This window comes from Corynebacterium yudongzhengii (assembly GCF_003065405.1).
Taxonomy (GTDB): domain Bacteria; phylum Actinomycetota; class Actinomycetes; order Mycobacteriales; family Mycobacteriaceae; genus Corynebacterium; species Corynebacterium yudongzhengii.
Map to the genome: position 1 here is coordinate 373,895 of NZ_CP026947.1, position 21,096 is coordinate 394,990.

Genomic DNA, 21,096 nt, shown 5'->3' on the forward strand with positions numbered 1-21,096 from the left:
CGATGAGTGACACCATCACCTCCGCACACGCGACTGCTCGCTACGTCCGCGTGTCGCCCATGAAAGCCAAGCGGGTCATCGACCTCGTCCGCGGCAAGTCCGTCTCCGAGGCGCTTGCCATCCTGAAGTACGCACCGCAGGGCGCATCCACCCCGGTTGCGAAGGTCATCGCCTCCGCTGCCGCCAACGCCGAGAACAACTTCGGCCTGGATCCGCGCACCCTGGTCGTCTCCGAGGCCTACGCCAACGAGGGCCCGACCATGCGTCGTTTCCAGCCGCGTGCCCAGGGTCGTGCGTTCCAGATTCGCAAGCGCACGAGCCACATCACCGTGGTCGTCGAGAGCCAGCAGGAAGGGGCTAAGTAATGGGCCAGAAGATTCATCCGCACGGCCTCCGACTGGGCATCACTTCCGAATGGAAGACCCACTGGTACGCCGACAAGAAGAACTACTCGGACTTCGTTGCCGAGGACATCAAGATCCGCGAGTACCTCTCGCAGGGCCTCGAGCGCGCCGGCATCGCCGACGTCGTCATCGAGCGCACCCGTGACCGCGTCCGCGTCGACATCCACACCGCCCGCCCGGGCATCGTGATCGGTCGTCGCGGCTCCGAGGCAGACCGCATCCGCCGCGGCCTGGAGAAGCTGACCGGCAAGATGGTCGCCCTCAACATCCTCGAGGTCAAGCAGATCGACGCCAACGCCACCCTCGTGGCCCAGTCCATCGCTGAGCAGCTGGTCAACCGCGTCGCCTTCCGTCGCGCGATGCGCAAGGCCATCCAGTCCGCGATGCGTCAGCCGCAGGTCAAGGGCGTCAAGATCATCTGCTCCGGCCGTCTGGGCGGCGCCGACATGTCCCGCGTCGAGCGCTACCACGAGGGCCGCGTGCCGCTGCACACCCTGCGTGCTGAGATCGACTACGGCATCGCTGAGGCAGCCACCACCTTCGGCCGCATCGGCGTGAAGGTCTGGATCTACAAGGGTGACGTCGTCGGCGGCGTCCGCGAGTCCGAACTGAATGCACCGTCCGACCGTGGCGGCCGCGGCGGTCGCGACCGTCGTCCGCGCCGTGGTGGCCAGCGCCGCCAGCGCGCTGAGAAGAAGCAGGAGGGCTAAAGCACATGCTTATCCCGAAGCGCGTCAAGTACCGGCGCCAGCACCGCCCGAAGCGCACCGGCGTTTCCAAGGGCGGAAACCGTATCACCCAGGGTGACTACGCCATCCAGGCTCTCGAGCCGGCGTACATCACCAACCGTCAGATCGAGGCCGCTCGTATTGCGATCAACCGCCACGTCAAGCGCGGCGGCAAGGTCTGGATCAACATCTTCCCGGACCGCCCGCTGACCCAGAAGCCGCTCGGCGTGCGCATGGGTTCGGGTAAGGGTCCCGTCGAGAAGTGGGTCGCCAACGTCAAGCCGGGCCGCATCCTCTTCGAGATGACCTACCCGAACGACGCAACCGCCATCGAGGCTCTGCGCCGCGCCGCGCAGAAGCTTCCGTGCAAGGTGCGCATCATCAGTAAGGAGGACCAGTACTAATGGCAGTCGGTACCCCCGCCAGCGAATTCCGCGAGCTGAGCAACGAGGACCTGGACCAGCGCCTGGCTGACGCCAAGGAAGAGCTGTTCAACCTGCGCTTCCAGCTCGCCACCGGCCAGCTGACCAACAACCGTCGCATCGGCACCGTCAAGCGCGACATCGCCCGCATTCTCACCATCCAGCGTGAGCGCGAGCTGGGCCTGTCCGCCGTTCCGGGAGCTGATCAGTAATGAGCGAGGCTAACGTGAACGAGACCACCGAGAAGCAGCAGGGCGCCCGCAAGGTGCGCACCGGTTACGTCGTGTCCGACAAGATGGCCAAGACCATCGTCGTCGAGCTCGAGGACCGCAAGTCGCACGCCCTCTACGGCAAGATCATGCGCCGCAACAAGAACGTGAAGGCCCATGATGAGGACGAGACCGCCGGTGTCGGCGACCGCGTCCGCGTCGAGGAGTGCCGCCCGCTGTCCAAGAACAAGCACTACCGCCTGATCGAGATCGTCGAGCGCGCGAAGTAGTGTGCGTCTAGTGCGCGCTGTGCGCGTGCACTGTGCGCGCGTCGCGTGCCAGCGCCCACCCGCCCGTGAATGCCCCTTGGGGTGCACACGGAGGGTGGGCGCTTTTGTCATTTTTGTCTAGAGTTTTAGGTGATGTTTATTGACCCTGAGCTTCGCGACGCCATCGCCTCCGTCCCCGAGCAGCGCACGTGGGATGTGCGTGCTCTGCGCGCGGCAGGCGATAGGGCGTTCGGAGGTACCGATTCGGCGGCTGTAGTGCTGCGAGACGTCGGCGGTGTGGAGACGCGACTGTTGGGATCTGTGTCGGCTCCTGAGGTCGTGGTGGTGGCTATCCACGGCGGGGGATACGTGACGGGGCGCGCGGAGTTCGACGACGCGCGCAACGCCGAGCTCGCGCAGTTGATTCCGGGCTCGCTCGTGGTCTCTCCCGATTACCGGCTGGCACCCGAGCATCCCTACCCGGCGGCAGTAGAAGACTGTCTGGCGGTGCTGCGCTACGTAGCTGATACTTATCCGGACATACCGCTGGTGCTGCTTGGTGATTCTGCTGGTGGCGGGCTGGTGGATCAGCTCGGCGGGCATGTAGACGCTGAGCTGGCGGCGCGCGTGGAGAGGGTTATTCTGCTCGAGCCCTGCCTGGATCCGCGATGCGATACCGCGTCCTACGACACGTATAACGAAGGGCCGGTGTGGGCCCAGAAGGCGGCGCGGGCGGCGTGGGAGCACTACCTGGGTCGCTCCGCGGGCTCGATCACGCTGCCGGGGTGGGGGAGGAGCGCACCGGGTGCTCTGCGGGTTCCGCGGCATCTCATCGTGGTGAATTTCTCTGATCCCTTACGCGATGAAGCTCTCAACCGCGCGCGCGAGCTGAGCGATGCGGGCGTAAGCGTGGAGGTCATGATGCCGGCCGGGAGCTTCCACGGAGGTCTGAGCGTTCCCGGCACGCGCGTGTGGGCGCAGGTGCGCGAGCGCATCGTTGAGTTTGCCAGTACGTGATGAGGCGCGCCCACGGCGGCTTCACAAATGCTTAAAGGAAGAACCTTGAGGGGCGCCAATTCAGGCTGTTGTTCGCTACCAAACCTTGTAGGGCGCGCCCTACAAGCATCGTCCTTTAAGCGTTTGTGAAACCGTCACAGCGGATTCACCTCCCCAGCCCCCAAACTGACCCCCAAGCCACACGAAACAGCCTCAAAAACTATGCGCCCGCATAATCCGCCATCCCCTTAGCTACCCCCTTGCCTTCCTTAAGGGGTGATACGCGCTGCCCTTATAACAACAGCTCAGCCGCGTAGTCATAAGACGTCAGACAACATGATGCATATCTCAAATACCCCCGCCTATGACGCAGTGCACAGAAAGTGCTTGTTGCAGGACATCTCACGTCGTACATTTAGTCTCAATACAGACTGATCAAAGGGTTGTCGCGGTATCCGGCCGAGAAGAGTCCGGCGCTGCGGTCCCCGCCCTCAAGGGAAGGATGATGACAGTGAAGTTCAACAAAGGGCTCGCGGCCTTCGCTACCGCGGCAGTGCTCTTCGCCACCGCCTGTGGCGGCGGAAGTGGGGAAGCGGACAACGCCGGTGGCGAGGGCGGCTCGGGTGAGCCCATCAACCTCGGCGTCGCTTATGAGGCCACCGACTACCACCCCTCGAGCACGAGTTCGGCGTTGCCCTTAGGTACGAACTGGCACGTCATGGAGGGGCTCTATGAGCTCAACATGGCGGACTACTCCACCTACCCGGCGCTGGCCGAGGGGGAGCCGAACGAGGTCTCCGATACCGAGTATGAGGTCACCCTGCGCGAGGGCGCGAAGTTCTCGGACGGTACGGATGTGACCACCCAGGACGTGGTGAGCTCCTTCGACCGCGCCATGGCCGAGGGCAACATTTATGCCTCCATGCTCGACTTCATCGAGTCGGTCGAGGCGAAGGACGACACCACCGTCACCATCACGCTGAAGAATCCCTTCCCGTAGGCGCTGAAGCGTTTCGCCGTCGTGAAGATCGTCCCCGAGGCGGCCAGCGACGAAGAGCTGACCTCCATGCCCATCGGCTCCGGTCCGTGGAAGTACGACGAGATCACCGATACCTCCGTCAAGGCCTCCCCGAACGAGCACTACAACGGCGACTTCCCGGCCGAGGCCTCCGAGCTGAACTGGTCCGTAATCAAGGACGACACCGTGCGCACCACCGCCGGCCAGTCCGGCGAGATCGACATCATGGAGGCCGTCCCGGCCGCCAACCGCGAGCAGCTCGAGGCCGCCGGTATGACCGTCACCGAGGTCGATGGCTTCAACCTCCCGTTCCTGCTGTTCAACACCGCCAAGGAACCGTTCAACGATCCGGCTGTGCGTCAGGCATTCTTCTACGCGATCGACGTCGATAAGCTCATCGAGAACTCGATGGACGGCACCGCCACCAAGGCGACCAGCTTCCTGTCGGAGAACAACCCGAACTACCACGAGGCGGAAACCCAGTACAACTACGACCCGGACAAGGCTCGCGAACTGCTCGCCGAGGCCGGCGCCGAGGACCTCAAACTGACGCTTCTGACCACCGACCACTCGTGGATCGCGGATCTCGCGCCGCAGATTCAGCAGAACCTGAAGGCCGTCGGCATGGATGTCTCCCTGCAGTCGGAGGCCTCCGCCTCGCTGTACGCCAACAACCTCGACGTCGACGAGCCCACCTTCGACGTGGCGCTGGCCCCGGGTGATCCCTCCGTCTTCGGCAACGACCCGGCGCTGTTGATCAACTGGTGGCTCGGCGACAACGTCTGGACCCAGAAGCGCACCTTCTGGCAGGAGTCCGACCCCGAGGCCTGGCAGCAGCTCAACGCTCTGATCACCGAGGCATCCACCACGGAGGGCGAGGAGGCCCAGGCCAAGTGGGATGAGGTCCAGGACATCATCGCCGAAGAGGTCCCGCTCTACCCGCTGTTCCACCGCCAGATGCTCACCGCCTACAACCCTGAGGCCGTCGAGAACTTCCAGCCGATCGGCACGACCGGGCTGTGGACCATCGGAGCACAGGCCAAGTAGCTCGCCAGAGAGCTCGCACATGTTCGACAAGGAGGGCGATAACCACCCCGCCACGGTGGTGTGCCCTCCTTTTTCGCGCCCGCGCAAACACCCGCGCAACACACCTAGTGATAACTACAGAATCTGGAGCCAAGGACTGTGAATAATCTCCTCAGACTCGTCGGAAGAAGGCTCCTCGCGTTGCCGCTGATGATCGTCGGCGTGACGTTTTTGGTCTTCCTCTTGATGTCCCTTTCTCCCATCGACCCAGCGTATGCGGCCCTGGGAGAAAACGCGACGCCCGAGCAGCTCGCGGCCTACCGCGAGCAGGAAGGGCTGGACCAGCCGTTCTTCGTCCGCTTCGGCACGTACCTTTTGGGTGTCGTCACCGGTGACTTGGGCACCTACGGGCTCAATAGCGCCTCGGTAGCCGACAAGGTCTTCTCGGCGTTGCCCGTGACCATCCAGCTGACCTTTTTGGGCCTGGTGCTGGCCGTCGTGCTGGCCTTCCCGCTCGGCGTGCTCGCCGCCCTCTACCGCGACAAGTGGGTCGATCAAATCATCCGCCTCATCTCGGTGGCGTGCATCGCCATGCCGTCGTTCTGGTTGGCGATCCTGTTGGTGCTCTTCTTCCTCGGCACGCTGCCGGTGGCCGGCCCGCTGCCCGAGTTCACCGAGGACCCCGGCGGCTGGTTCAGCCGAATGCTGCTGCCCGCCTTCGCCCTCGCGGTGCCGGTCGTCGGCCAGATGACCCGCGTGGTGCGCACCTCCATGGTCGAGGAGCTCGACCGCGACTACGTGCGCACTGCGCTCGGCGCGGGCATCCCGAAGCATGTCGTCCTCTCCCGCAACGTCCTGCGCAACGCGCTGATTACCCCGGTGACCGTGCTGGGCCTGCGCGTCGGTTACCTCATGGGCGGTGCGGTGGTCATCGAGATCATCTTCTCCCTGCCGGGCATGGGGAGGGTGCTTATCGACGGCATCACCAACAACTGGGTCACCGTGGTCCAAGGAGCGACGCTGATGGTGGCGATCGCCTTCATCGTGGTCAACATCATCGTCGATCTCCTGTACATCGCCATCAACCCGAGAATCAGGGCGGTCTAGTCATGAATCAGAAGGAAAAGGTAGAAAAGCTCTCCCGCCCGGGACTGAAGTTCTCCGGGTTGAAGAACATGAGCCGCGGATCCAAGATCTCGCTGGTCGTCCTCGTTTTGGTGGCGCTCTCGGCGATCTTCGCCCCGCTTTTGGCCCCACAGGATCCGATGGCTATCGATATCAAGAGCATGCCGCCGTCCGGCGAGCACTTCTTCGGCACGGATAACCTCGGCCGCGATGTCTTCTCCCGCCTGCTCTACGGCGGTCGGGTCTCGCTCGTCGTCGGCCTCGCCGCCACCGGTATCGCCTTGGCCATCGGCGCGATTTTCGGTTCGATCGCCGCGGTGTCGAACAAGGCGGCCTCCGAGGTCATCATGCGCATCATGGACATCATCATGTCCGTGCCGGGCATCGCCCTGGCGGCCGTCGCCGTCGTCGTCTTCCGCGACCCCGAGCGCCCGGCGGTGATGATGACCGTCATCATCTTCGCCATCGCGTTCGTCTACATCCCGCAGCTCACCCGCGTGGCGCGCGCCAACGTCTTGAGCGAGTACGGCGAGGACTACGTCAAGGCGAGCATCGTCTCCGGCGCCCGTGCGCCGTGGATCCTGGTCAAGCACGTCGTGCGCAACTGCGCCGCGCCGGTCCTGGTCTTCGCCACCGTGCTGGTCGCCGACGCGATCATCCTCGAGGCCTCGCTGACCTTCATCGGCGCGGGCCTGCAGGAGCCCATCGCCACGTGGGGCAACATCTTGTCCTCTGCGCAGCAGGGCGTGCTGCGCGGCGAGTGGTGGCAGGCGCTCTTCCCAGGCTTGATGATCATGATTACCGTGCTGTGCCTCAACATCTTGTCCGAGGGCATCACCGACGCCATGGTCGCCGCCCCCAAGGGCCAGATCAAAGACGCCCCGCATGTCTCCGAGGCCCGCGAGGCCGACAAGCTGCTCGTCGACCCGGTGCGCGCCTACGCCGCGCAGGCCGGCTCTCTGCAGCAGCGCATCACCGAGCTCAAAGAGACCGAGGCTACCCGCAGCGATCGCTTCGCGCCCAACAAGGATGCCGCCCCGCTGCTGGAGATCAAGGATCTGTCCATCCGCTTCCCGCGCCACGGCGAGGTCAACGTGGTCGATCACGTCTCCTTCACCGTCGCGCGCGGCGAGACCATGGGCCTGGTCGGAGAGTCCGGCTGCGGTAAATCGATCACCGCGCTGTCGGTGATGGGACTTCTCGATCCGAAAGCCGAAGTCAGCGGCGAGATCCTCTACAAGGGCCGCGACCTCTTAAAGATGTCCCACGAGGAGCACCGCGCGCTGCTCGGCCACGAGATCGCCATGATCTACCAGGACGCGCTGTCGTCGCTGAACCCGTCGATGCTCATCCGCACCCAGATGAAGCAGCTGACGAAGCGTGGCGGCACCCGCAGCGCCGAGGAGCTTCTGGAACTGGTCGGCCTAGACCCGAAGCGCACCCTGGAGTCCTATCCGCACGAGCTCTCCGGCGGCCAGCGCCAGCGCGTGCTCATCGCCATGGCGCTCACGCGCGATCCGAAGCTGGTGATTGCCGACGAGCCCACCACCGCCCTCGACGTGACCGTGCAGAAGCAGGTCATCGAGCTGATCAAGTCGCTGCAGGAGAAGCTGGGTTTCGCCATGGTCTTCGTCTCCCACGATCTGGCCCTGGTGGCGGAGGTGGCCTCGTCGGTCACCGTCATGTACGCCGGCCAGATTATCGAGCAGGCGCCGACCGTCGAGCTTCTGTCCGACCCGCGCCACGAGTACACCCGCGGCCTGCTGGGCGCGGTGCTCTCCATCGAATCCGGCTCGGGCCGCCTGCACCAGGTGCCCGGCTCGGTGCCGAGCCCCCGCGAGTTCCCCGCCGGCGATCGCTTCGCCCCGCGCTCCTCGCACCCGTCGGTCGGCCTGGAGACCACCCCGGTCATGCGGCAGGTCGAAGGCACCGACCACATCTACGCCGATCTTCCCGACGAGCTGCACTACGCCGCCCAGCTGGAAAAGGACGGCCAGCTCGACGGCCCGCAACGCAGCGACGCCGACTACGCCGCTTTGAGCAGGAACGAGGACTAGATCATGAGTACCCCGAGCACCCTAGAGTCTCCGCACAACGACGCCGCCGAGGCACTGATCGGGCTGGAAAACGTCAAGGTGCACTTCAAGGCCCGCACGGGCCCCATCTTCAAGCCCAACTGGGTCAAGGCGGTCGACGACGTCACGCTCAACCTCCAGCCGGGCGAGACGATCGGACTGGTCGGCGAGTCGGGCTCCGGCAAGTCGACGCTCGCGAACGTCATGTGCGGCCTGCAGGCCCCGACCGAGGGCAGGGTCTTCTTCCAGGGCCGCGAGGTGACCAAGCGCACCGCCGCCGACCGCCGCGCCATGGGCCGGCTCGTCTCCGTGGTCTTCCAGGACCCCTCGACCGCGCTGAACGCCCGCATGGTCGTGCGCGAGCAGCTGGAGGACCCGCTCAACGTGCACAAGGTGGGCACGCCCAAAGAGCGCCGGGAGCGCGTGCGCGAGCTCATCCAGATGGTGGGTCTGCCGTCTTCAGCCTTGGATGCGCTGCCGGGCCAGCTCTCCGGCGGGCAGCGCCAGCGCGTCGCCATCGCCCGCGCCCTGGCGCTGAAGCCGAAGGCGATCATCGCCGACGAGCCGACCTCGGCGCTGGATGTGTCGGTGCGCGCCCAGATCCTCAACCTGCTGACCGACCTCAAAGAAGAGCTCGGCCTGGCGATGGTGTTCATCAGCCACGACATCCAGACCGTGCGTTATGTCTCCGATCGCATCGCGGTGATGTATCACGGACGCCTCGTCGAACACGGCCCGGCTAAGCAGGTGCTGGACAACCCCTCGCAGGATTACACCCGCACTCTGCTCGGCGCTGCACCGAGCCTGCTGCACCCCAACCAGTAGCAACCCTTAGGAGTATTCCCCATCATGACAGCTTCCTTCCGAGGCGTTATCCCTCCGGTGGTCATCGCCCGCCACGAGGATCGCACGCTCGATTCGGCCTCCTACGAGCGCAATCTCAGCCGGCTGATCGACGCCGGCGTCGACGGCCTCTTCATCCTCGGCTCGTCCGGCGAGGGCGCGTTTTGCACTGCGAGTGAGCGGCAGACAATTATCGACCGCACCCTGAGCGTCGTCGACGGTCGCCTGCCGGTGCTGGTCGGCTGCATTGACACCCAGACGCAGCGGGTGATCGAGCACGTCCAGCAAGCAGAAGCCGCGGGTGCCGACGCCGTCGTGGTCACCGCCCCCTTCTACGCGCTCGGCGGCCCAGCCCAGGTCGAAGAGCATTTCCGCCTCATCGCCGCCGCGACGACGCTGCCGGTCTTCGCCTACGACATCCCGGTGTGCGTGCACACCAAGCTCGACAACGACATGCTGGTGCGCCTCGGGAAAGAGGGCGTGCTCGCCGGGGTGAAGGACTCCTCCGGCGACGACGTCGGCTTTCGGCTGCTCATCCAAGCCAACGAGGAGGCCGGCCACCCGCTGACGCTGCTCACGGGCCACGAGGTCGTCGTCGACGGGGCGTACCTGGCAGGTGCCGACGGCTGCGTGCCCGGCCTCGGCAACGTCGACCCCGAAGGCTACGTTCGGCAGTGGAAGGCCGCCGAAACCGGCGATTGGCAGTGGGTGAAGAAGGAGCAGGACCGGCTCGCGAAGTTGATGCGGGTGGCGATGCTGGCGACGTCGATAAGCGGCTTCGGCGCCGGCGTCGGCGGCTTCAAGGCGGCCCTTAAGCTGCTCGGCGTCTTCGACTCCGCCCAGATGCCGCAGCCCGTGGCGCAGCTCAGGCCCGACGAGGTGGACGCGGTGAAGGCCACGCTTATCGACGCCGGCCTCCTCTAAAAGCGGTGACAAAAATGCTGAATTGTGCGTGCACCGGCCCGGAAGACGGGGTGCCGGTGGTCTTCTTCCACGGCGTGTCCAACTCGATGCTGTGGTGGCAGCCGCTGCGCTGCGAGCTGGCCGCTGAGGGCTACCGGGCGATTGGGGTGGATTCCCTCGGCCATGGGGCGTCGCCGCGGTTGGGAGGCGTCGATAAGCCTCGCGACGTTTTTCCCGCAGCGTGGAGGCGGCGGTGGGGGTCGTCGAGAAGCTGTCGGCGCCGGCGGTGATTATCGGGCACTCCATGGGCGGGGCGATTGCGACGGCCGTGGCGAAGCAGGTGCCGAAGAAGATGCGGGGGCTGATTCTGGCCGACCCGGCGTGGCTGAGCGTCGAGCAGGAACGCTTCTATGCCGAGGCCGCGGGTGAGTCGGTGCGGCGTACTGCACGGTGGCAGTGCGATCCCGTCGGCGCGCTGGCCGAGAACACGCTCAAGCGCGCGCATTGGCGCAGCACCGATCATCTGCACTGGCTCTATGGGCAGCTGCACGTGGATCTTGGCGTCGTGGCCAGTGGGGTGGTGAGCTTCCCGGCGCCGTGGCAGGACTACGTGGCGGACCTGGCGGTGCCCACGCACGTTATTACCTCCGGTGATGATTGCCTGGTCGGCGAAGCGGGAGCTGAAGCCATTCGGGGCATGGGGCGCCCGGAGCTTACGGTGACCTACCTGGAGGGGGCACGCATTCCCTGCCCATCGATCTGCCGGAAGCCTTCGGCGCCGAAGTGCGGCGGGTACTACGCGAGCTGGGCGCCTAGAGGCGGCGCTCGCTAAGGCTGGCGGCGACACCTGCGATGACGACCGCCACCGAGACATAAAGGAAGAAAAATAACAAGGTCCCCGCCATGCCGAGCACCCCACCGGTGATGGCGAGGGCCTTCGGTGCTGTCTGCGCGGGGGAGCGCACGGCGAGCGCGATCCTCGCGACAGCTGCCACGAAGCTGACGATCTGCAGGATGATGGTGCCGAAAGCGACGTTGAGAGCCAATGAACTGGCGAAGGGGCTGGCGCCGGCGATGAGTCCGCAGCCCCAGGCGTGCGTCGAGGCGGGAGGCGGCGATTTTTCGATAAGGACAAGGGCGAGCGCGCCGAACGCGGCCGGCACGGTGACGATGCCAGCGATGTTGATGACGGGGTCGCCGGGTTCGTAGAGGACGCTCACCGCGATCCAGCTGCCCCAGCCCAGCAGTGCGATGACGCCGAGTAGCGCGTTGAAGATGCGCAGCGCATAAGTGCCGAAGCCCCGGAGTGATCCGAGGATGCTCGCCAGCGCGCCGAGGATTCCGAGAAGGGCAGAAGCCCACAAGCCCAGCACCGGAAAGGCGAAGAAGGAAAGGACCGCGAGCACCTGCAAGCCGGCGCCGAGGCCGAGTATGGCTGCCATAGGTTGACTATATTCAGCCGGTTGTGCTGGGACAAGAGGGTGTTTCTGGGACGGAGGCGCTCACGAAGCTCCTCCCGTTGATCTGTATACCGACCGGGATGGTTATCGACGGCACTCGGTTCGTTAGGGCGCGGCAGTAGGAAAGTGCCGAGGGGAAGCGTGGGCTGTTATCACGGCCGTCGCTCGGTGATGCTGGCGGCGATGCCGATAACAGCGGCGCCGATGATGCTGAACGGAAGGAAAAACCCGAGGGCGCCGAAGGTCGCAAGGCAGCCTGCGACGATGGCGAGGATCTGGGGAGCTTTGGGGGCGGGTGCCTTTAGGGCCACCGCGATCATGGCGATGCCTATCGCGCAGGGCACGCTATACATGCTGTATGTCAGTAAGGGGAAGGCATAGACGAGCTGAGGCAGGTAGAGCGAAGCGCCGTAGGCGAGGATGAACAGCCACGCGTGCGTGGAGGCAGGCGGTGGCACGGTGGCGACAAGGAGAACCGCCACGCTGGCCAACGCCGCTGGTTCGGCCCCGATGTCGATCAGGCCGATCAAGGGGTTCGTGAAGTCGCCGGTGATGCTCGCGAAGCTTCTCGTTCCCCAGCCTAGAAGCCCGGCAAGCCCGAGTATGAGGCCGAGAACGCGCAAGCTCGCCAGGCGAAGGCCGCGCAGCGAGCCGATGGTACTGAGTAGTGCGCCGAGGGCTCCGATACTGGCGGCGACCGCAAGGTAGCCGACCGAAACATAGAGACCGAGGGCATAGAACACCATGAAGAGCAAGGTCGCAAGAGTCTGGAACGCGGCGCCGACAGCGAAGATGAGTGTCATGGGTTCAACATAAAGATTCCGGCCCTCGTGCGCTCGACGAAAAGGGCCGGAATCTTGGGGGCGCCGCTTAGGCGAAGAAGCGGCGGCGGGCGGCGAAGCCAGCTACTGCCAGAACGGAGGCGAGCGCCAGCCCTGCCAGGGCGCGGGGGAGCGTGTTGTTGCCGGTCTCGGCGGCCATGCCACGCTCGCCGGTGGCAGCCGAGTCCTGGGCTCTAGCGTGGCCAGCCGCGCCGTTCTTCTGGGCGTCCTTGGCCTGCTCGGCGACCTCGTTGGCATGATCAGCCAGCATCTTGTCGGAAGCCGCCTTCTTCTCCTCGGTCGGTATGGCATGGACGCGCGACTCGTCCTGGACGTAGGTCTTGCCGTCCTAGTTGAGGTACCACATGACACCACCGACCACCAGGGCGGCGGGCAGTAGGATGCCGGCGACGGTGGCCGGGCTGGCGGCGGTTTCTTGTGCGCCGCCGCGGGCTTCCTGGTCGGCGGTGACGATGGCGGCGATTTCCTCGGAGCGCTGCAGCTCTTGGTCGTTCAGGCTGCCGGCGGCGCGATCCGGGGTATCCACCCAGTATGTGCCGTCGGTGGTGCGGTAGAAGACCTGGCCATCTAGGGTCTCGTAGGAAAGCGGGACGGTCTCTTCGACGACCGCGGCGTAATCGGCGTTGACCGTGTCCTGGATCTCGGCCGAGCGGTTCAGCTCCTCCGGGCTCAGCTCCACGCCGGGCAGGGCGCGCTCAGGAGCATTGACCCAGTGGATTCCGTCGTCGTGGCGGTAGAAGATCGTGCCGTCCTGGGTGGTGTAGGTCTCGCCCTCGAAGGTCTGGTCTTCTTCCACGGCCGGGGAGCGTCGTTGGCTGGCGGGGTTCCCTCGGTGGGCTGCGCGACGGCCGGTCCGGCGGCGATCGCCATGGCAGCGGTCACGGTCAGGGCGGTGAGGGAGACGGAATACCGCTTCATGGTCTTCTCCTGATTCTCAGTAGTTATAGATAGTCGTGCGCCCGAATGGTGGCCGTGGGCAGCTGTTTTAACATTAAGCCCATTAGAAACATTTGTCTCAAAAATTAACAAAAGTCACATGTTAAAACATTGAAAATTGAGCTTTTTCTGACATAACCCGGCACCGCGGTGGCGCTAAAAGGCTACTCACAGAGTGTGTTTGCCGATGGTCGGCGAATGTCGGTTCGAAACGTCTGTTGTTCACCCCGTTCAGGGGTATTTATGGAGGTTGCGGCGTTTCAGGACGCGTCAGGCTCCAATCCCGGGTAAAGGGGCGGGAGCACGGTGTGATCGGGTGCTTCGTCGATGACGCCCTCGTATTGCCAGCCGACGACCGCGTTGCGCACTGCGGCGGCGAGCGGGTTGGCCGGCTGGATGCAGCTGATGGTCAACAACCTGCCGGGCATGGCAGTCTCGCCCCACACCGCGGGATCCTGCGCGAGGCCCTCTTTATCGGGGTCGTGGAGGTCGGTCGCGTGATAGACCAGCCACTGGCTTCCGGAGGCCTCGGTACGCAGATACAGCTGGTCGCCGGTGGCGATGGTGTGCTGATCGGCGGTGCCGTCGTAAAGCTTGTCGAACACCCCGCTGAGCCCAGCGCCAGTATGTCCCGCGATGACGGTGAGATCCTCGGTGGCCGTTCCCGGGAGGGAATAAGGGCGATCCTCGGCGGTATACGCGCACGCGAGATCCATCGTGGCGGGATCGATCGCACCGTTATTCACCCGGCAGGGGGCCTCTTCGAAGCGGGCGACGAGTTCGACGGCCGGGATGTACATCTCGACGGGTGGACTGGGCTCAATGTGTACCTCGGGAGGCGCTGCCACCTGGTTGGTATCGAGATTTTCGGGCGGGTCCAGAGTTTCTTGGATGCTGAGCAGCAGGGCTATCGTGATGACGATGCCGATGGGGACGCGGACGCGCATGTCGTTCCACAAGCGTGGAGCAGGCAGTGAATGACGGCCCACGTTCGCCCTCCCGGATTCCGTGATCTGTTGCAGTATATGCCACGGTCAGAGGGATTTGGCGCGGGCCTTGGCTGCGTGGTTGAATAGACGGGTTACCAGGGCCGGTCGGGTGTATGCGGCGCGTTTCCGAACCGCGAGCCCGAGACCCTGCGACCACGTGGATAGTGGTTCGTCGACAAGCGCTGGTAGCGGTAAGCCAAGACCATGCGTGCCCAGGACGGAAATCTGGCATGCGTTACAACCAGGTCAGGAGACCCTAGTGATTCAGCAAGAATCGCGTCTGAAGGTCGCCGACAACTCCGGCGCACGAGAGATTCTGTGCGTCCGCGTTCTCGGCGGCTCGGTACGACGCTTCGCTGGCATCGGCGACACCATCGTCGCCACCGTGAAGGAAGCTGTTCCGGGCGGAAACGTCAAGGAGGGCGAGATCGTCAAGGCGGTCATCGTCCGCGCCCGCAAGGAGACCCGTCGCCCCGACGGCTCCTACATCAGCTTCGACGAGAATGCAGCCGTCATCCTCAAGAACGACAACGAGCCCCGTGGCACCCGTATCTTCGGACCCGTCGCCCGCGAACTGCGCGACAAGAAGTTCATGAAGATCGTGTCGCTCGCACCGGAGGTGATCTAGTAATGAAGATCCACAAGGGCGACATGGTCGTCGTCATCTCGGGACCGGACAAGGGTGCTCAGGGCAAGGTCATCGAGGCCTACCCGAAGCGCGAGAAGGTGCTGGTCGAGGGAGTCAACCGCATCAAGAAGCACGTCGCTGACTCCGCCCGCGAGCGCGGCGCCTCCTCCGGTGGCATCGTCACCCAGGAGGCCCCCATCCACGTCTCCAACGTGATGGTGCTCGACTCCGACGGCAACCCGACGCGTGTCGGCTACCGTTTCGACGAGAACGGCCGCAAGGTCCGCGTCTCCAAGCGCAACGGGAAGGACATCTAATAATGGCTGAAAACTACACCCCCCGTCTGAAGACCCGCTACCGCGAGGACATCCGTACCAAGCTCAACGACGAGTTCGGCTACGAGAACGTCATGCAGATCCCGGGTATCACCAAGGTTGTCGTCAACATGGGTGTCGGCGACGCCGCCCGTGACTCCAAGGTCATCAACGGCGCGATCGAGGACCTCACCGCGATCACCGGCCAGAAGCCGCAGCTGCGCCGCGCCAAGCGCTCCATCGCGAACTTCAAGCTCCGCGAAGGCATGCCGATCGGCGCGAAGGTCACCCTGCGTGGCGACCGCATGTGGGAGTTCCTGGACCGCCTGCTGACCATCGCTCTGCCGCGTATCCGTGATTTCCGCGGCCTGTCCGACCAGCAGTTCGACGGCCACGGTAACTACACCTTCGGTCTCTCCGAGCAGACCATGTTCTACGAGATCGACGTCGACAAGATCGACCGCCCGCGCGGCATGGACATCACCGTGGTCACCTCCGCCACCAGCAACGACGAGGGCCGCCTGCTCCTGCGCGAGCTCGGCTTCCCGTTCGTTGACAAGGACGGAAAGATGCAGCGCTCCTAAGCGTTTGCGCTCTGAGACAAGGGCCGTGGGAAACGGATGAACGTTTCCTGCGGCCCTTTCTTGTTTGCTCCTACTTAGTGAGCTTCTCCACCAGGTAGGTCGCGCTCTTTAAGTTGAAGGCCTTTTCTTCCGTGCGGACTTCCTTGATCGCTGCTAACGGGCTCTTCATCGGGTCGATGTCCTTGTCCTGCAGAAGCTTCTTTGCCCAGTCCTGGGCCGCAGCCAGGGGGTTGTCGTGTTGGGAGAAGATCGTTTTGATCTCGGATACGGGGTTCGTGGGATCGCCAAAAAGCAGGTTGAGCAGGTTGCCCATTGGGCACCTCACTATCACACAGGTCGGGGATTGTGATCTTGTTCGCAACCTAGCATAGATTTCGGCATGATGCGGGGAGTGTGATTCCGGCTTTCAGGGGCGGTCGGGTGGTGGCGCTTCTCTGACAAGACTTCTCCGGTAAGGCTTCTCCAGTAAGCCGGTAGCGATGGTTTCGGGGTAGTTGGTAAAAGTCACCCGGCCTCGGCCACCACATCCCCAGTCCTCGGCGGTGCAGATTTACCGACTCTCAGCAGACCCCGCCGCGGCGATATCAGTGCTCGCTGCTCGGGGCATTTGGCGGCGGGGATGCTCGCATCGCCAACCGACGGTAGTTTTTACGCACGTGCGTAAAAACTAGCCGCCTCAGGTGACTCCGACAGTGTGTTCTCGTGTTCCTATGAGTTCTCCGGGATCCATTGAATCCTGATTACGCACGTGCGTAAAACTTGGTCCGCACTATGCCGTGGCATAGGGATTCTGGGATTGTTCTGATCGTGGAGTCGAGTCCGTGGCTCCGGTGCGGCTGGTATGCCTATGAGTTTCCCGGGATCCATTGATTTGCGATTACGCACGTGCGTAAACACCTGCTCCCCACTCTGCGGCGGCATAGGGATTCTGGGGCTGTTTCTGCTCGCCGGGGCGACTTCGTGACTCCGATGGGTCTCGTGCACCTATGAGTTTCCTGGGATCCATTGATTTCCGATTACGCACGTGCGTAGAATCCCGGTTCGCACTACGCCCCGGCATAATGAATCTGGGATCGTTCCCGCTCGCGGAGTCGTCGCGGTGGCCCTGTGGGAGTGAAGGACGATCGACTTCGACAGCCGAGCCTGATTTTGCGCGCGTGCGTAAAAATCTGGGGCCTCCGGTTTCAATGCGTCCCGTGTTCCTATGAATCTCCCGGGACCCATTGATTTCCGATTGCGCACGTGCGTAAAACCTGGTCCCACTATGCCGCGGCATAGTGAGTCTGGGGACTGTTTCCGCTCGCAAGGTCGACTCCGTGACTCCGGCGGGCCTCGCAGACCTATGAATTCCCCGGAATCCATTGAATCCCGATTACGCACGTGCGTAATCCGGTCCGCACTATGCGGCGGCATAGTCACGTAGGTCAACCCCACTTCACCTCCGCCAGTAGCCCAAGACACCGGTCCGGCAATTCTCTTCGGGCTGATCGCCAAGGCACGAGAAGCACTCAGGCAGGCGCATTCCGGCGAGAGCGACTCCGCGCCGAACAGCATGGAATGGGGCGCATCGCCGTGCCCTCCGCGCCCAAGAAGAAAGCCCCCTCCCGTATTACTGACACGCGAACCGCCGAACAACCCAGCCTCCACATCAGAGCTGCGTTGTAGCTAGGGCCCGGCCGCGGCTGGCTGCCCCACAGAACCGCGGCCAGACGACGGGCGTACACTCTCGTTTGAATTAGGTAAGCCTTGCCTAAAAGTCCTAGCCCTCACGGGCTAAGGGCATGTCCTAAGAACCGACCGAGAGGATCCCGTCCAGCATGGCCCCCGCCCAGCCCCATCCCAGGAACCCGCGCTCAGCTGCAGACTCGCCCAGCGAGGCCGCCGAGCAGGTCGATGTCCTTGTCGTCGGGGCAGGCCCGACCGGGCTGGTGCTCGCTGGGTTGTTAGCCGCCCGTGGGGTGCGCGTGCTCATCGCGGATGCTCGCAAAGAGCTCATTGGTTATCCCCGGGCGGTGGGCATCGACGACGATACGCTCCGCGTCATCCAAGAATTGGGCGTGATCGATGACCTCCGACCACACCTTTTGCCTGGCCACTACATGCGCGTGGTGGATCGCAAGGACCGGGTGCTCGCCACATTCCACGCACAAGGAGAGCCGCTGGGATACTCCCGTAAAAACGCGTTCCACCAGGGGGCGCTCGACCGTATCCTGGCCAACTCGCTGGCCCAGCGACCAGGCGTCGAGCTGCGCTTAGGGGCGCGTGTCGACGACGTACGTGACCACACAACCAGCGTGACCGCGCGGGTGGCGGGCGCGCTCGTCGAGACGCAGTGGGTGGTCGCGTGCGACGGTGGCCGCTCCGAGCTGAGGAAACAGCTGGGCATCGGGTTTCCGGGATCGACCGCCGCGACCCGGTGGCTCGTCGCCGATCTCGCCGAAGATCCCGTGGGCCGTCCGGGCGGCGTGCTCGGAGCAGACCCCGCGAGGCCTTATGTCTCGATCTGCTTGCCTCATGGCATGCGGCGTTTCGAATTCCTTTTGCACGACGGAGAAGAGGTCAGCCGTTCGCTTGTGCAGAGGCTTATCGCCGAGCGCGTCGGTGTGCAGGTAGATAACGATGTCGTGCGGTACCGGGAATTTACCCACAACTCCCGGGTGGCTGAGCGTTTCCGCTCGGGCCGTATCCTCCTGGCCGGCGACGCGGCGCACCTCATGCCGGTGTGGCTGGGGCAGGGGATGAACTCCGGCATTCGGGATGCCGCCAACCTCGCCTGGAAGCTGGCCGGCGTCGTCCACGGCGACTACGGCCCCGACGTGTTGGACACCTATGACGCGGAGCGTCGGGACCATGTGAACGCCATGGTGGGCAGATCCCGTCAGGTGGGCGAGTTCGTGTCCATGGAAGGCGGGAAGGCCCGCCTGCGCGACGTGGCAGCGCGGGCGCTCGGTGCCATCCCTCCGATTCGCCGCGGCGTTGCCGATATGCGTTTCAAGCCCATGCCCAGGCTCGCCGGGCCTTTAGTGCTCGGGGATTTGCCTGCCGGCACCATGCTTCCTCAACCGCTCGTGCGGGCACAGGGCCGCACGATGCTTCTCGACGAAGCCCTCCCCGCCGGATGGTCCATCCTCACTTGGGGAGCGGAGATTTCTGATGAATGGCCCACCCACAAAGTCGTTCCTTCCGGCTGTTTAGGGCCGGCACCGGCTGACAACCTCCTGGAGGACGACGGGACCCTGCACCGCTTCTTTGACGAGCATCGCATTGGTGCGGCCATCATCCGCCCGGATCACTTCGTTGCGGCTGCCGGCCAGGTTGCCGAGGTCCCGGCGCTCGCCACGCGGCTGCGCAGCGGCCTTAGCGCTGGTCTTTCTTAGAGACTTTGCCCACCCCGGTGAGCGGGAACTCATCGCAGAGCTCCACGGTGTCAGGCACGGCGAAGGATGCGAGCCCGCGGGAGCGGGCGTAGCGCTTCACTACCGTCGAGGTCAGGGAGGTATTCTCGGTGCCCGCCCGGGGGATGACATAGGCGCAGGTACGCTCTCCCCACACGTCATCGGGGATTCCCACGACGGAGACGTCGTGAATCTCGGGGTGCGAGAGGAGCGCGTTTTCGACAGCCTCCGGGGCGATTTTCTCGCCACCTCGGTTGATCTGGTCTTTGACTCGGCCGACGACGGTGATCGATCCGTCCGCCGCCTGCACCACGAGATCGCCCGTGCGGTAAAAGCCTTCCGCCGTGAAGCTGCGGTCATTGGCCTCAGGGTTCCGGTGATAGCGGCGGATGGTGTAGGGGCCTCGGGTCAGTAGCTCCCCCGGCTTTCCGGGCGGAACCGGAGAGCCTTCGGTGTCGACGACCCGGATCTCGTCGAAGGGCGACATCGGACGCCCCTGGGTTGTGATGATGGTGTCCTCCGGATCATCTAGCCGGGTGTAGTTGACCAGGCCTTCGGCCATGCCGAAGACCTGTTGCAGCCGGCATCCCAGCTCCGGGCGGATCCGACGCGCCACGTTTTCGGAGAGCTTCGCCCCGCCTACCCAGATGGTCTCTAAAGAGGATAGGTCGAAGCGGTCTCGCTCCGGATAGTTGAGCAGGCCCAGGAGAACGGGCGGAACGAAGGCTGCATGGGTGATGCGGTGGCGATCGATGAGAGGCGCCAGTGTGGTGGGGGAAGGATCCGGCGCGAAGACGAGGTGGGCACCCACCATGAGGGCGCCGAGGATGCCGGGAGAGCTCATCGTGAAGTTGTGTGCCGCCGGCAGCGCGACCAGCACTATCGAGTCGCCTTGAAGGTCGCAGAGCGTGAGCGACTGACGCACGGAATAGAGGTAGTCGTCGTGGGTCTTGGGAATCAGCTTGGGTGCCCCGGTGGTCCCTCCGGAGAGCTGCAGAAACGCCAGCTCGCTGGGCGGCACCTCGATCGGTTCGGGGTCGTTCTCGGTGGTGCCGAAGGGGTGGGCTGACCGCACGTCGACATCGAGCAGGGTGAGCTCTGGGGCTTTTTCGGCGAGCTGAGCAAGGACGCGGCGATGATGGCGATCGCCTTTCGTCGGACCGAGGTGAAAACGCGCGGGGGCCTGGCGGTGGAAGTGGATGATGTCTCTGGCCCCGTGGGCGGGGAGCGTGAAGACGGGGATAGCCCCGATCCGCCAGATGCCGAAGATCGCTTCGAGGTAGGCGATGCAATTCGGCAGTTGCACGATGACAGCTTCGCCGCGGCCCACCCCGGCATCTTTGAGCCACTGGGCGGCCGCGGCCGCGCCCTGGTCAAGCTCCGCGTAGGTGACCGAGCGGTCGCGATCAGTTGCCGCTGGGCGGTGGGCGAAGCGGGATACGCTGCGAGCGAGCATCGCCGTGTGGGTATCGCCTATCCATGCGCCCACGGCGCGGTAGTGCTCGGCGGCCTCGTCGGAAACTCCGGTCGCGGTGATCGAAGGGTCGGTGGCCGCGTCAACGGCGGTGAGCATGGGTGCTTCCTCCAATCCTTTCGGCGTGATAAGGTTAGCCTACGCTTACTTCAGGAGTATGGGAGGTTGCGGCATGGATGAGTTCATGGACGAGCTCAAAACCCACATCGCAGACCTCGTCGACGTCGCGCCCGAAGACATCGACGAGGAGGAAGAACTCATTGACCAAGGGCTGAATTCCCTACGCCTCGTCGAAGTGGTCACGTGGCTGCGCACCCAGGGCCACGACGTGGATTTCACGGACCTTGCCGAAGATACCTCGCTCGTCGCCTGGCACGAGATCCTCGCGGACTAGCCAGCCAAGGACCCTTACTTTTCACCACAGCCGATTTCACAAGGAGCGTCATCGTGCCTCGA

24 protein-coding genes and 1 pseudogene are annotated in these 21,096 nt (G+C 64.3%); 18 read left to right on the forward strand and 7 right to left on the reverse strand.

Annotated features, from left to right (window positions below; genetic code table 11):
- Positions 1 to 2 precede the first annotated feature (2 nt).
- The 13 genes and pseudogenes from rplV to C3B44_RS01810 all read left to right on the forward strand — a co-directional run bounded on the left by rplV (position 3) and on the right by C3B44_RS01810 (position 10,850).
- Complete coding sequence (gene rplV, locus C3B44_RS01755; protein ID WP_108430842.1) at positions 3 to 365, forward strand: 50S ribosomal protein L22; 363 nt, start codon at positions 3 to 5, stop codon at positions 363 to 365.
- A complete protein-coding gene (rpsC, locus tag C3B44_RS01760; RefSeq protein WP_108430843.1) occupies positions 365 to 1,114 on the forward strand; it encodes a 30S ribosomal protein S3 in 750 nt (249 codons plus the stop codon). Before rplV ends, rpsC begins: the two co-directional genes overlap by 1 nt.
- Before the next feature lie 5 nt (positions 1,115 to 1,119).
- Positions 1,120 to 1,536, forward strand: coding sequence for a 50S ribosomal protein L16 (gene rplP / locus C3B44_RS01765; RefSeq protein ID WP_108430844.1), 417 nt, complete (start codon positions 1,120 to 1,122; stop codon positions 1,534 to 1,536).
- The gene (gene rpmC, locus C3B44_RS01770) at positions 1,536 to 1,766 is read left to right on the forward strand and encodes a 50S ribosomal protein L29 (RefSeq protein WP_108430845.1); all 231 of its coding nucleotides are present in this window, start codon (positions 1,536 to 1,538) and stop codon (positions 1,764 to 1,766) included. The genes rplP and rpmC overlap by 1 nt, the downstream gene beginning before the upstream one ends.
- Positions 1,766 to 2,053 (forward strand): 30S ribosomal protein S17, encoded by a 288-nt coding sequence (gene rpsQ / locus C3B44_RS01775; protein ID WP_108430846.1) that lies wholly within the window; start codon positions 1,766 to 1,768, stop codon positions 2,051 to 2,053. The genes rpmC and rpsQ overlap by 1 nt, the downstream gene beginning before the upstream one ends.
- A gap of 132 nt (positions 2,054 to 2,185) precedes the next feature.
- The gene (locus C3B44_RS01780) at positions 2,186 to 3,049 is read left to right on the forward strand and encodes an alpha/beta hydrolase fold domain-containing protein (RefSeq protein ID WP_108430847.1); all 864 of its coding nucleotides are present in this window, start codon (positions 2,186 to 2,188) and stop codon (positions 3,047 to 3,049) included.
- Between the two features lie 721 nt (positions 3,050 to 3,770).
- Positions 3,771 to 5,093, forward strand: a pseudogene (locus C3B44_RS01785) (ABC transporter substrate-binding protein).
- A gap of 138 nt (positions 5,094 to 5,231) precedes the next feature.
- Positions 5,232 to 6,179, forward strand: coding sequence for an ABC transporter permease (locus tag C3B44_RS01790; RefSeq protein ID WP_108430848.1), 948 nt, complete (start codon positions 5,232 to 5,234; stop codon positions 6,177 to 6,179).
- 2 nt (positions 6,180 to 6,181) lie between these two features.
- Entirely contained in the window at positions 6,182 to 8,254 is a 2,073-nt protein-coding gene (locus tag C3B44_RS01795) for a dipeptide/oligopeptide/nickel ABC transporter permease/ATP-binding protein (RefSeq protein WP_108430849.1), read from the forward strand.
- A gap of 3 nt (positions 8,255 to 8,257) precedes the next feature.
- On the forward strand, positions 8,258 to 9,097 hold the full coding sequence (locus tag C3B44_RS01800; protein ID WP_108430850.1) for an ABC transporter ATP-binding protein: 840 nt from the start codon (positions 8,258 to 8,260) through the stop codon (positions 9,095 to 9,097).
- Positions 9,098 to 9,121: 24 nt separating this feature from the next.
- A complete protein-coding gene (locus tag C3B44_RS01805) occupies positions 9,122 to 10,039 on the forward strand; it encodes a dihydrodipicolinate synthase family protein (RefSeq protein ID WP_108430851.1) in 918 nt (305 codons plus the stop codon).
- 5 nt (positions 10,040 to 10,044) lie between these two features.
- Positions 10,045 to 10,308 (forward strand): alpha/beta fold hydrolase, encoded by a 264-nt coding sequence (locus tag C3B44_RS11585; RefSeq protein WP_146183444.1) that lies wholly within the window; start codon positions 10,045 to 10,047, stop codon positions 10,306 to 10,308.
- A complete protein-coding gene (locus C3B44_RS01810) occupies positions 10,305 to 10,850 on the forward strand; it encodes an alpha/beta fold hydrolase (RefSeq protein ID WP_158268608.1) in 546 nt (181 codons plus the stop codon). Before C3B44_RS11585 ends, C3B44_RS01810 begins: the two co-directional genes overlap by 4 nt.
- On the opposite strand, the gene C3B44_RS01815 is transcribed toward C3B44_RS01810, so the two are convergent.
- The 5 genes from C3B44_RS01815 to C3B44_RS01835 form a co-directional block, all read right to left on the reverse strand.
- Positions 10,831 to 11,460 carry a hypothetical protein gene (locus C3B44_RS01815; protein WP_108430853.1) on the reverse strand — a complete coding sequence of 210 codons (630 nt, stop codon included), beginning with the start codon at positions 11,458 to 11,460 and terminating at the stop codon, positions 10,831 to 10,833. The two genes, C3B44_RS01810 and C3B44_RS01815, sit on opposite strands and share 20 nt — an antisense overlap.
- Before the next feature lie 170 nt (positions 11,461 to 11,630).
- A complete protein-coding gene (locus C3B44_RS01820; RefSeq protein ID WP_108430854.1) occupies positions 11,631 to 12,281 on the reverse strand; it encodes a hypothetical protein in 651 nt (216 codons plus the stop codon).
- A 67-nt stretch (positions 12,282 to 12,348) separates the two neighbouring features.
- Complete coding sequence (locus C3B44_RS01825; protein ID WP_108430855.1) at positions 12,349 to 12,570, reverse strand: hypothetical protein; 222 nt, start codon at positions 12,568 to 12,570, stop codon at positions 12,349 to 12,351.
- Between the two features lie 78 nt (positions 12,571 to 12,648).
- Entirely contained in the window at positions 12,649 to 13,116 is a 468-nt protein-coding gene (locus tag C3B44_RS01830; RefSeq protein WP_108430856.1) for a hypothetical protein, read from the reverse strand.
- Positions 13,117 to 13,516: 400 nt separating this feature from the next.
- Positions 13,517 to 14,203: a sortase family protein gene (locus tag C3B44_RS01835; RefSeq protein ID WP_108430857.1), complete on the reverse strand. Its 687-nt coding sequence runs from the start codon at positions 14,201 to 14,203 to the stop codon at positions 13,517 to 13,519.
- 301 nt (positions 14,204 to 14,504) lie between these two features.
- On the opposite strand from C3B44_RS01835, the gene rplN reads away from it, so the two are divergent.
- From rplN to rplE, 3 genes are read left to right on the forward strand one after another with little or no spacing between them, the layout of a single operon-like run.
- Complete coding sequence (rplN, locus tag C3B44_RS01840) at positions 14,505 to 14,873, forward strand: 50S ribosomal protein L14 (RefSeq protein WP_108430858.1); 369 nt, start codon at positions 14,505 to 14,507, stop codon at positions 14,871 to 14,873.
- A gap of 2 nt (positions 14,874 to 14,875) precedes the next feature.
- The gene (rplX, locus tag C3B44_RS01845) at positions 14,876 to 15,190 is read left to right on the forward strand and encodes a 50S ribosomal protein L24 (protein WP_108430859.1); all 315 of its coding nucleotides are present in this window, start codon (positions 14,876 to 14,878) and stop codon (positions 15,188 to 15,190) included.
- 2 nt (positions 15,191 to 15,192) lie between these two features.
- The gene (rplE, locus tag C3B44_RS01850; protein ID WP_108430860.1) at positions 15,193 to 15,771 is read left to right on the forward strand and encodes a 50S ribosomal protein L5; all 579 of its coding nucleotides are present in this window, start codon (positions 15,193 to 15,195) and stop codon (positions 15,769 to 15,771) included.
- 70 nt (positions 15,772 to 15,841) lie between these two features.
- On the opposite strand, the gene C3B44_RS01855 is transcribed toward rplE, so the two are convergent.
- Positions 15,842 to 16,084, reverse strand: coding sequence for a hypothetical protein (locus tag C3B44_RS01855; protein ID WP_108430861.1), 243 nt, complete (start codon positions 16,082 to 16,084; stop codon positions 15,842 to 15,844).
- Between the two features lie 1,504 nt (positions 16,085 to 17,588).
- Here C3B44_RS01855 and C3B44_RS01860 point away from each other — a divergent pair.
- Positions 17,589 to 19,148 (forward strand): FAD-dependent monooxygenase, encoded by a 1,560-nt coding sequence (locus C3B44_RS01860; protein ID WP_108430862.1) that lies wholly within the window; start codon positions 17,589 to 17,591, stop codon positions 19,146 to 19,148.
- On the opposite strand, the gene C3B44_RS01865 is transcribed toward C3B44_RS01860, so the two are convergent.
- Positions 19,129 to 20,739: a (2,3-dihydroxybenzoyl)adenylate synthase gene (locus C3B44_RS01865; protein ID WP_108430863.1), complete on the reverse strand. Its 1,611-nt coding sequence runs from the start codon at positions 20,737 to 20,739 to the stop codon at positions 19,129 to 19,131. The genes C3B44_RS01860 and C3B44_RS01865 overlap by 20 nt on opposite strands.
- Before the next feature lie 73 nt (positions 20,740 to 20,812).
- On the opposite strand from C3B44_RS01865, the gene C3B44_RS01870 reads away from it, so the two are divergent.
- Positions 20,813 to 21,034, forward strand: coding sequence for a phosphopantetheine-binding protein (locus C3B44_RS01870; RefSeq protein ID WP_158268609.1), 222 nt, complete (start codon positions 20,813 to 20,815; stop codon positions 21,032 to 21,034).
- Positions 21,035 to 21,096: the final 62 nt, after the last annotated feature.

What these genes read in the sequence shown, in the direction of transcription:
- rplV (WP_108430842.1), top strand. Translation starts at nt 3, where the DNA reads ATGAGTGACACCATCACCTCCGCACACGCGACTGCTCGCTACGTCCGC.
- C3B44_RS01855 (WP_108430861.1), bottom strand. Translation starts at nt 16,084, where the DNA reads ATGGGCAACCTGCTCAACCTGCTTTTTGGCGATCCCACGAACCCCGTA.
- rplX (WP_108430859.1), top strand. Translation starts at nt 14,876, where the DNA reads ATGAAGATCCACAAGGGCGACATGGTCGTCGTCATCTCGGGACCGGAC.
- C3B44_RS01870 (WP_158268609.1), top strand. Translation starts at nt 20,813, where the DNA reads ATGGATGAGTTCATGGACGAGCTCAAAACCCACATCGCAGACCTCGTC.
- rplE (WP_108430860.1), top strand. Translation starts at nt 15,193, where the DNA reads ATGGCTGAAAACTACACCCCCCGTCTGAAGACCCGCTACCGCGAGGAC.
- C3B44_RS01825 (WP_108430855.1), bottom strand. Translation starts at nt 12,570, where the DNA reads ATGCTGGCTGATCATGCCAACGAGGTCGCCGAGCAGGCCAAGGACGCC.
- rplP (WP_108430844.1), top strand. Translation starts at nt 1,120, where the DNA reads ATGCTTATCCCGAAGCGCGTCAAGTACCGGCGCCAGCACCGCCCGAAG.
- C3B44_RS01820 (WP_108430854.1), bottom strand. Translation starts at nt 12,281, where the DNA reads ATGACACTCATCTTCGCTGTCGGCGCCGCGTTCCAGACTCTTGCGACC.
- C3B44_RS01805 (WP_108430851.1), top strand. Translation starts at nt 9,122, where the DNA reads ATGACAGCTTCCTTCCGAGGCGTTATCCCTCCGGTGGTCATCGCCCGC.
- C3B44_RS01835 (WP_108430857.1), bottom strand. Translation starts at nt 14,203, where the DNA reads ATGCGCGTCCGCGTCCCCATCGGCATCGTCATCACGATAGCCCTGCTG.
- rpsC (WP_108430843.1), top strand. Translation starts at nt 365, where the DNA reads ATGGGCCAGAAGATTCATCCGCACGGCCTCCGACTGGGCATCACTTCC.
- C3B44_RS01780 (WP_108430847.1), top strand. Translation starts at nt 2,186, where the DNA reads ATGTTTATTGACCCTGAGCTTCGCGACGCCATCGCCTCCGTCCCCGAG.
- C3B44_RS01800 (WP_108430850.1), top strand. Translation starts at nt 8,258, where the DNA reads ATGAGTACCCCGAGCACCCTAGAGTCTCCGCACAACGACGCCGCCGAG.
- rpsQ (WP_108430846.1), top strand. Translation starts at nt 1,766, where the DNA reads ATGAGCGAGGCTAACGTGAACGAGACCACCGAGAAGCAGCAGGGCGCC.
- C3B44_RS01865 (WP_108430863.1), bottom strand. Translation starts at nt 20,739, where the DNA reads ATGCTCACCGCCGTTGACGCGGCCACCGACCCTTCGATCACCGCGACC.
- C3B44_RS01795 (WP_108430849.1), top strand. Translation starts at nt 6,182, where the DNA reads ATGAATCAGAAGGAAAAGGTAGAAAAGCTCTCCCGCCCGGGACTGAAG.
- C3B44_RS01860 (WP_108430862.1), top strand. Translation starts at nt 17,589, where the DNA reads ATGGCCCCCGCCCAGCCCCATCCCAGGAACCCGCGCTCAGCTGCAGAC.
- rpmC (WP_108430845.1), top strand. Translation starts at nt 1,536, where the DNA reads ATGGCAGTCGGTACCCCCGCCAGCGAATTCCGCGAGCTGAGCAACGAG.
- C3B44_RS01815 (WP_108430853.1), bottom strand. Translation starts at nt 11,460, where the DNA reads ATGGCAGCCATACTCGGCCTCGGCGCCGGCTTGCAGGTGCTCGCGGTC.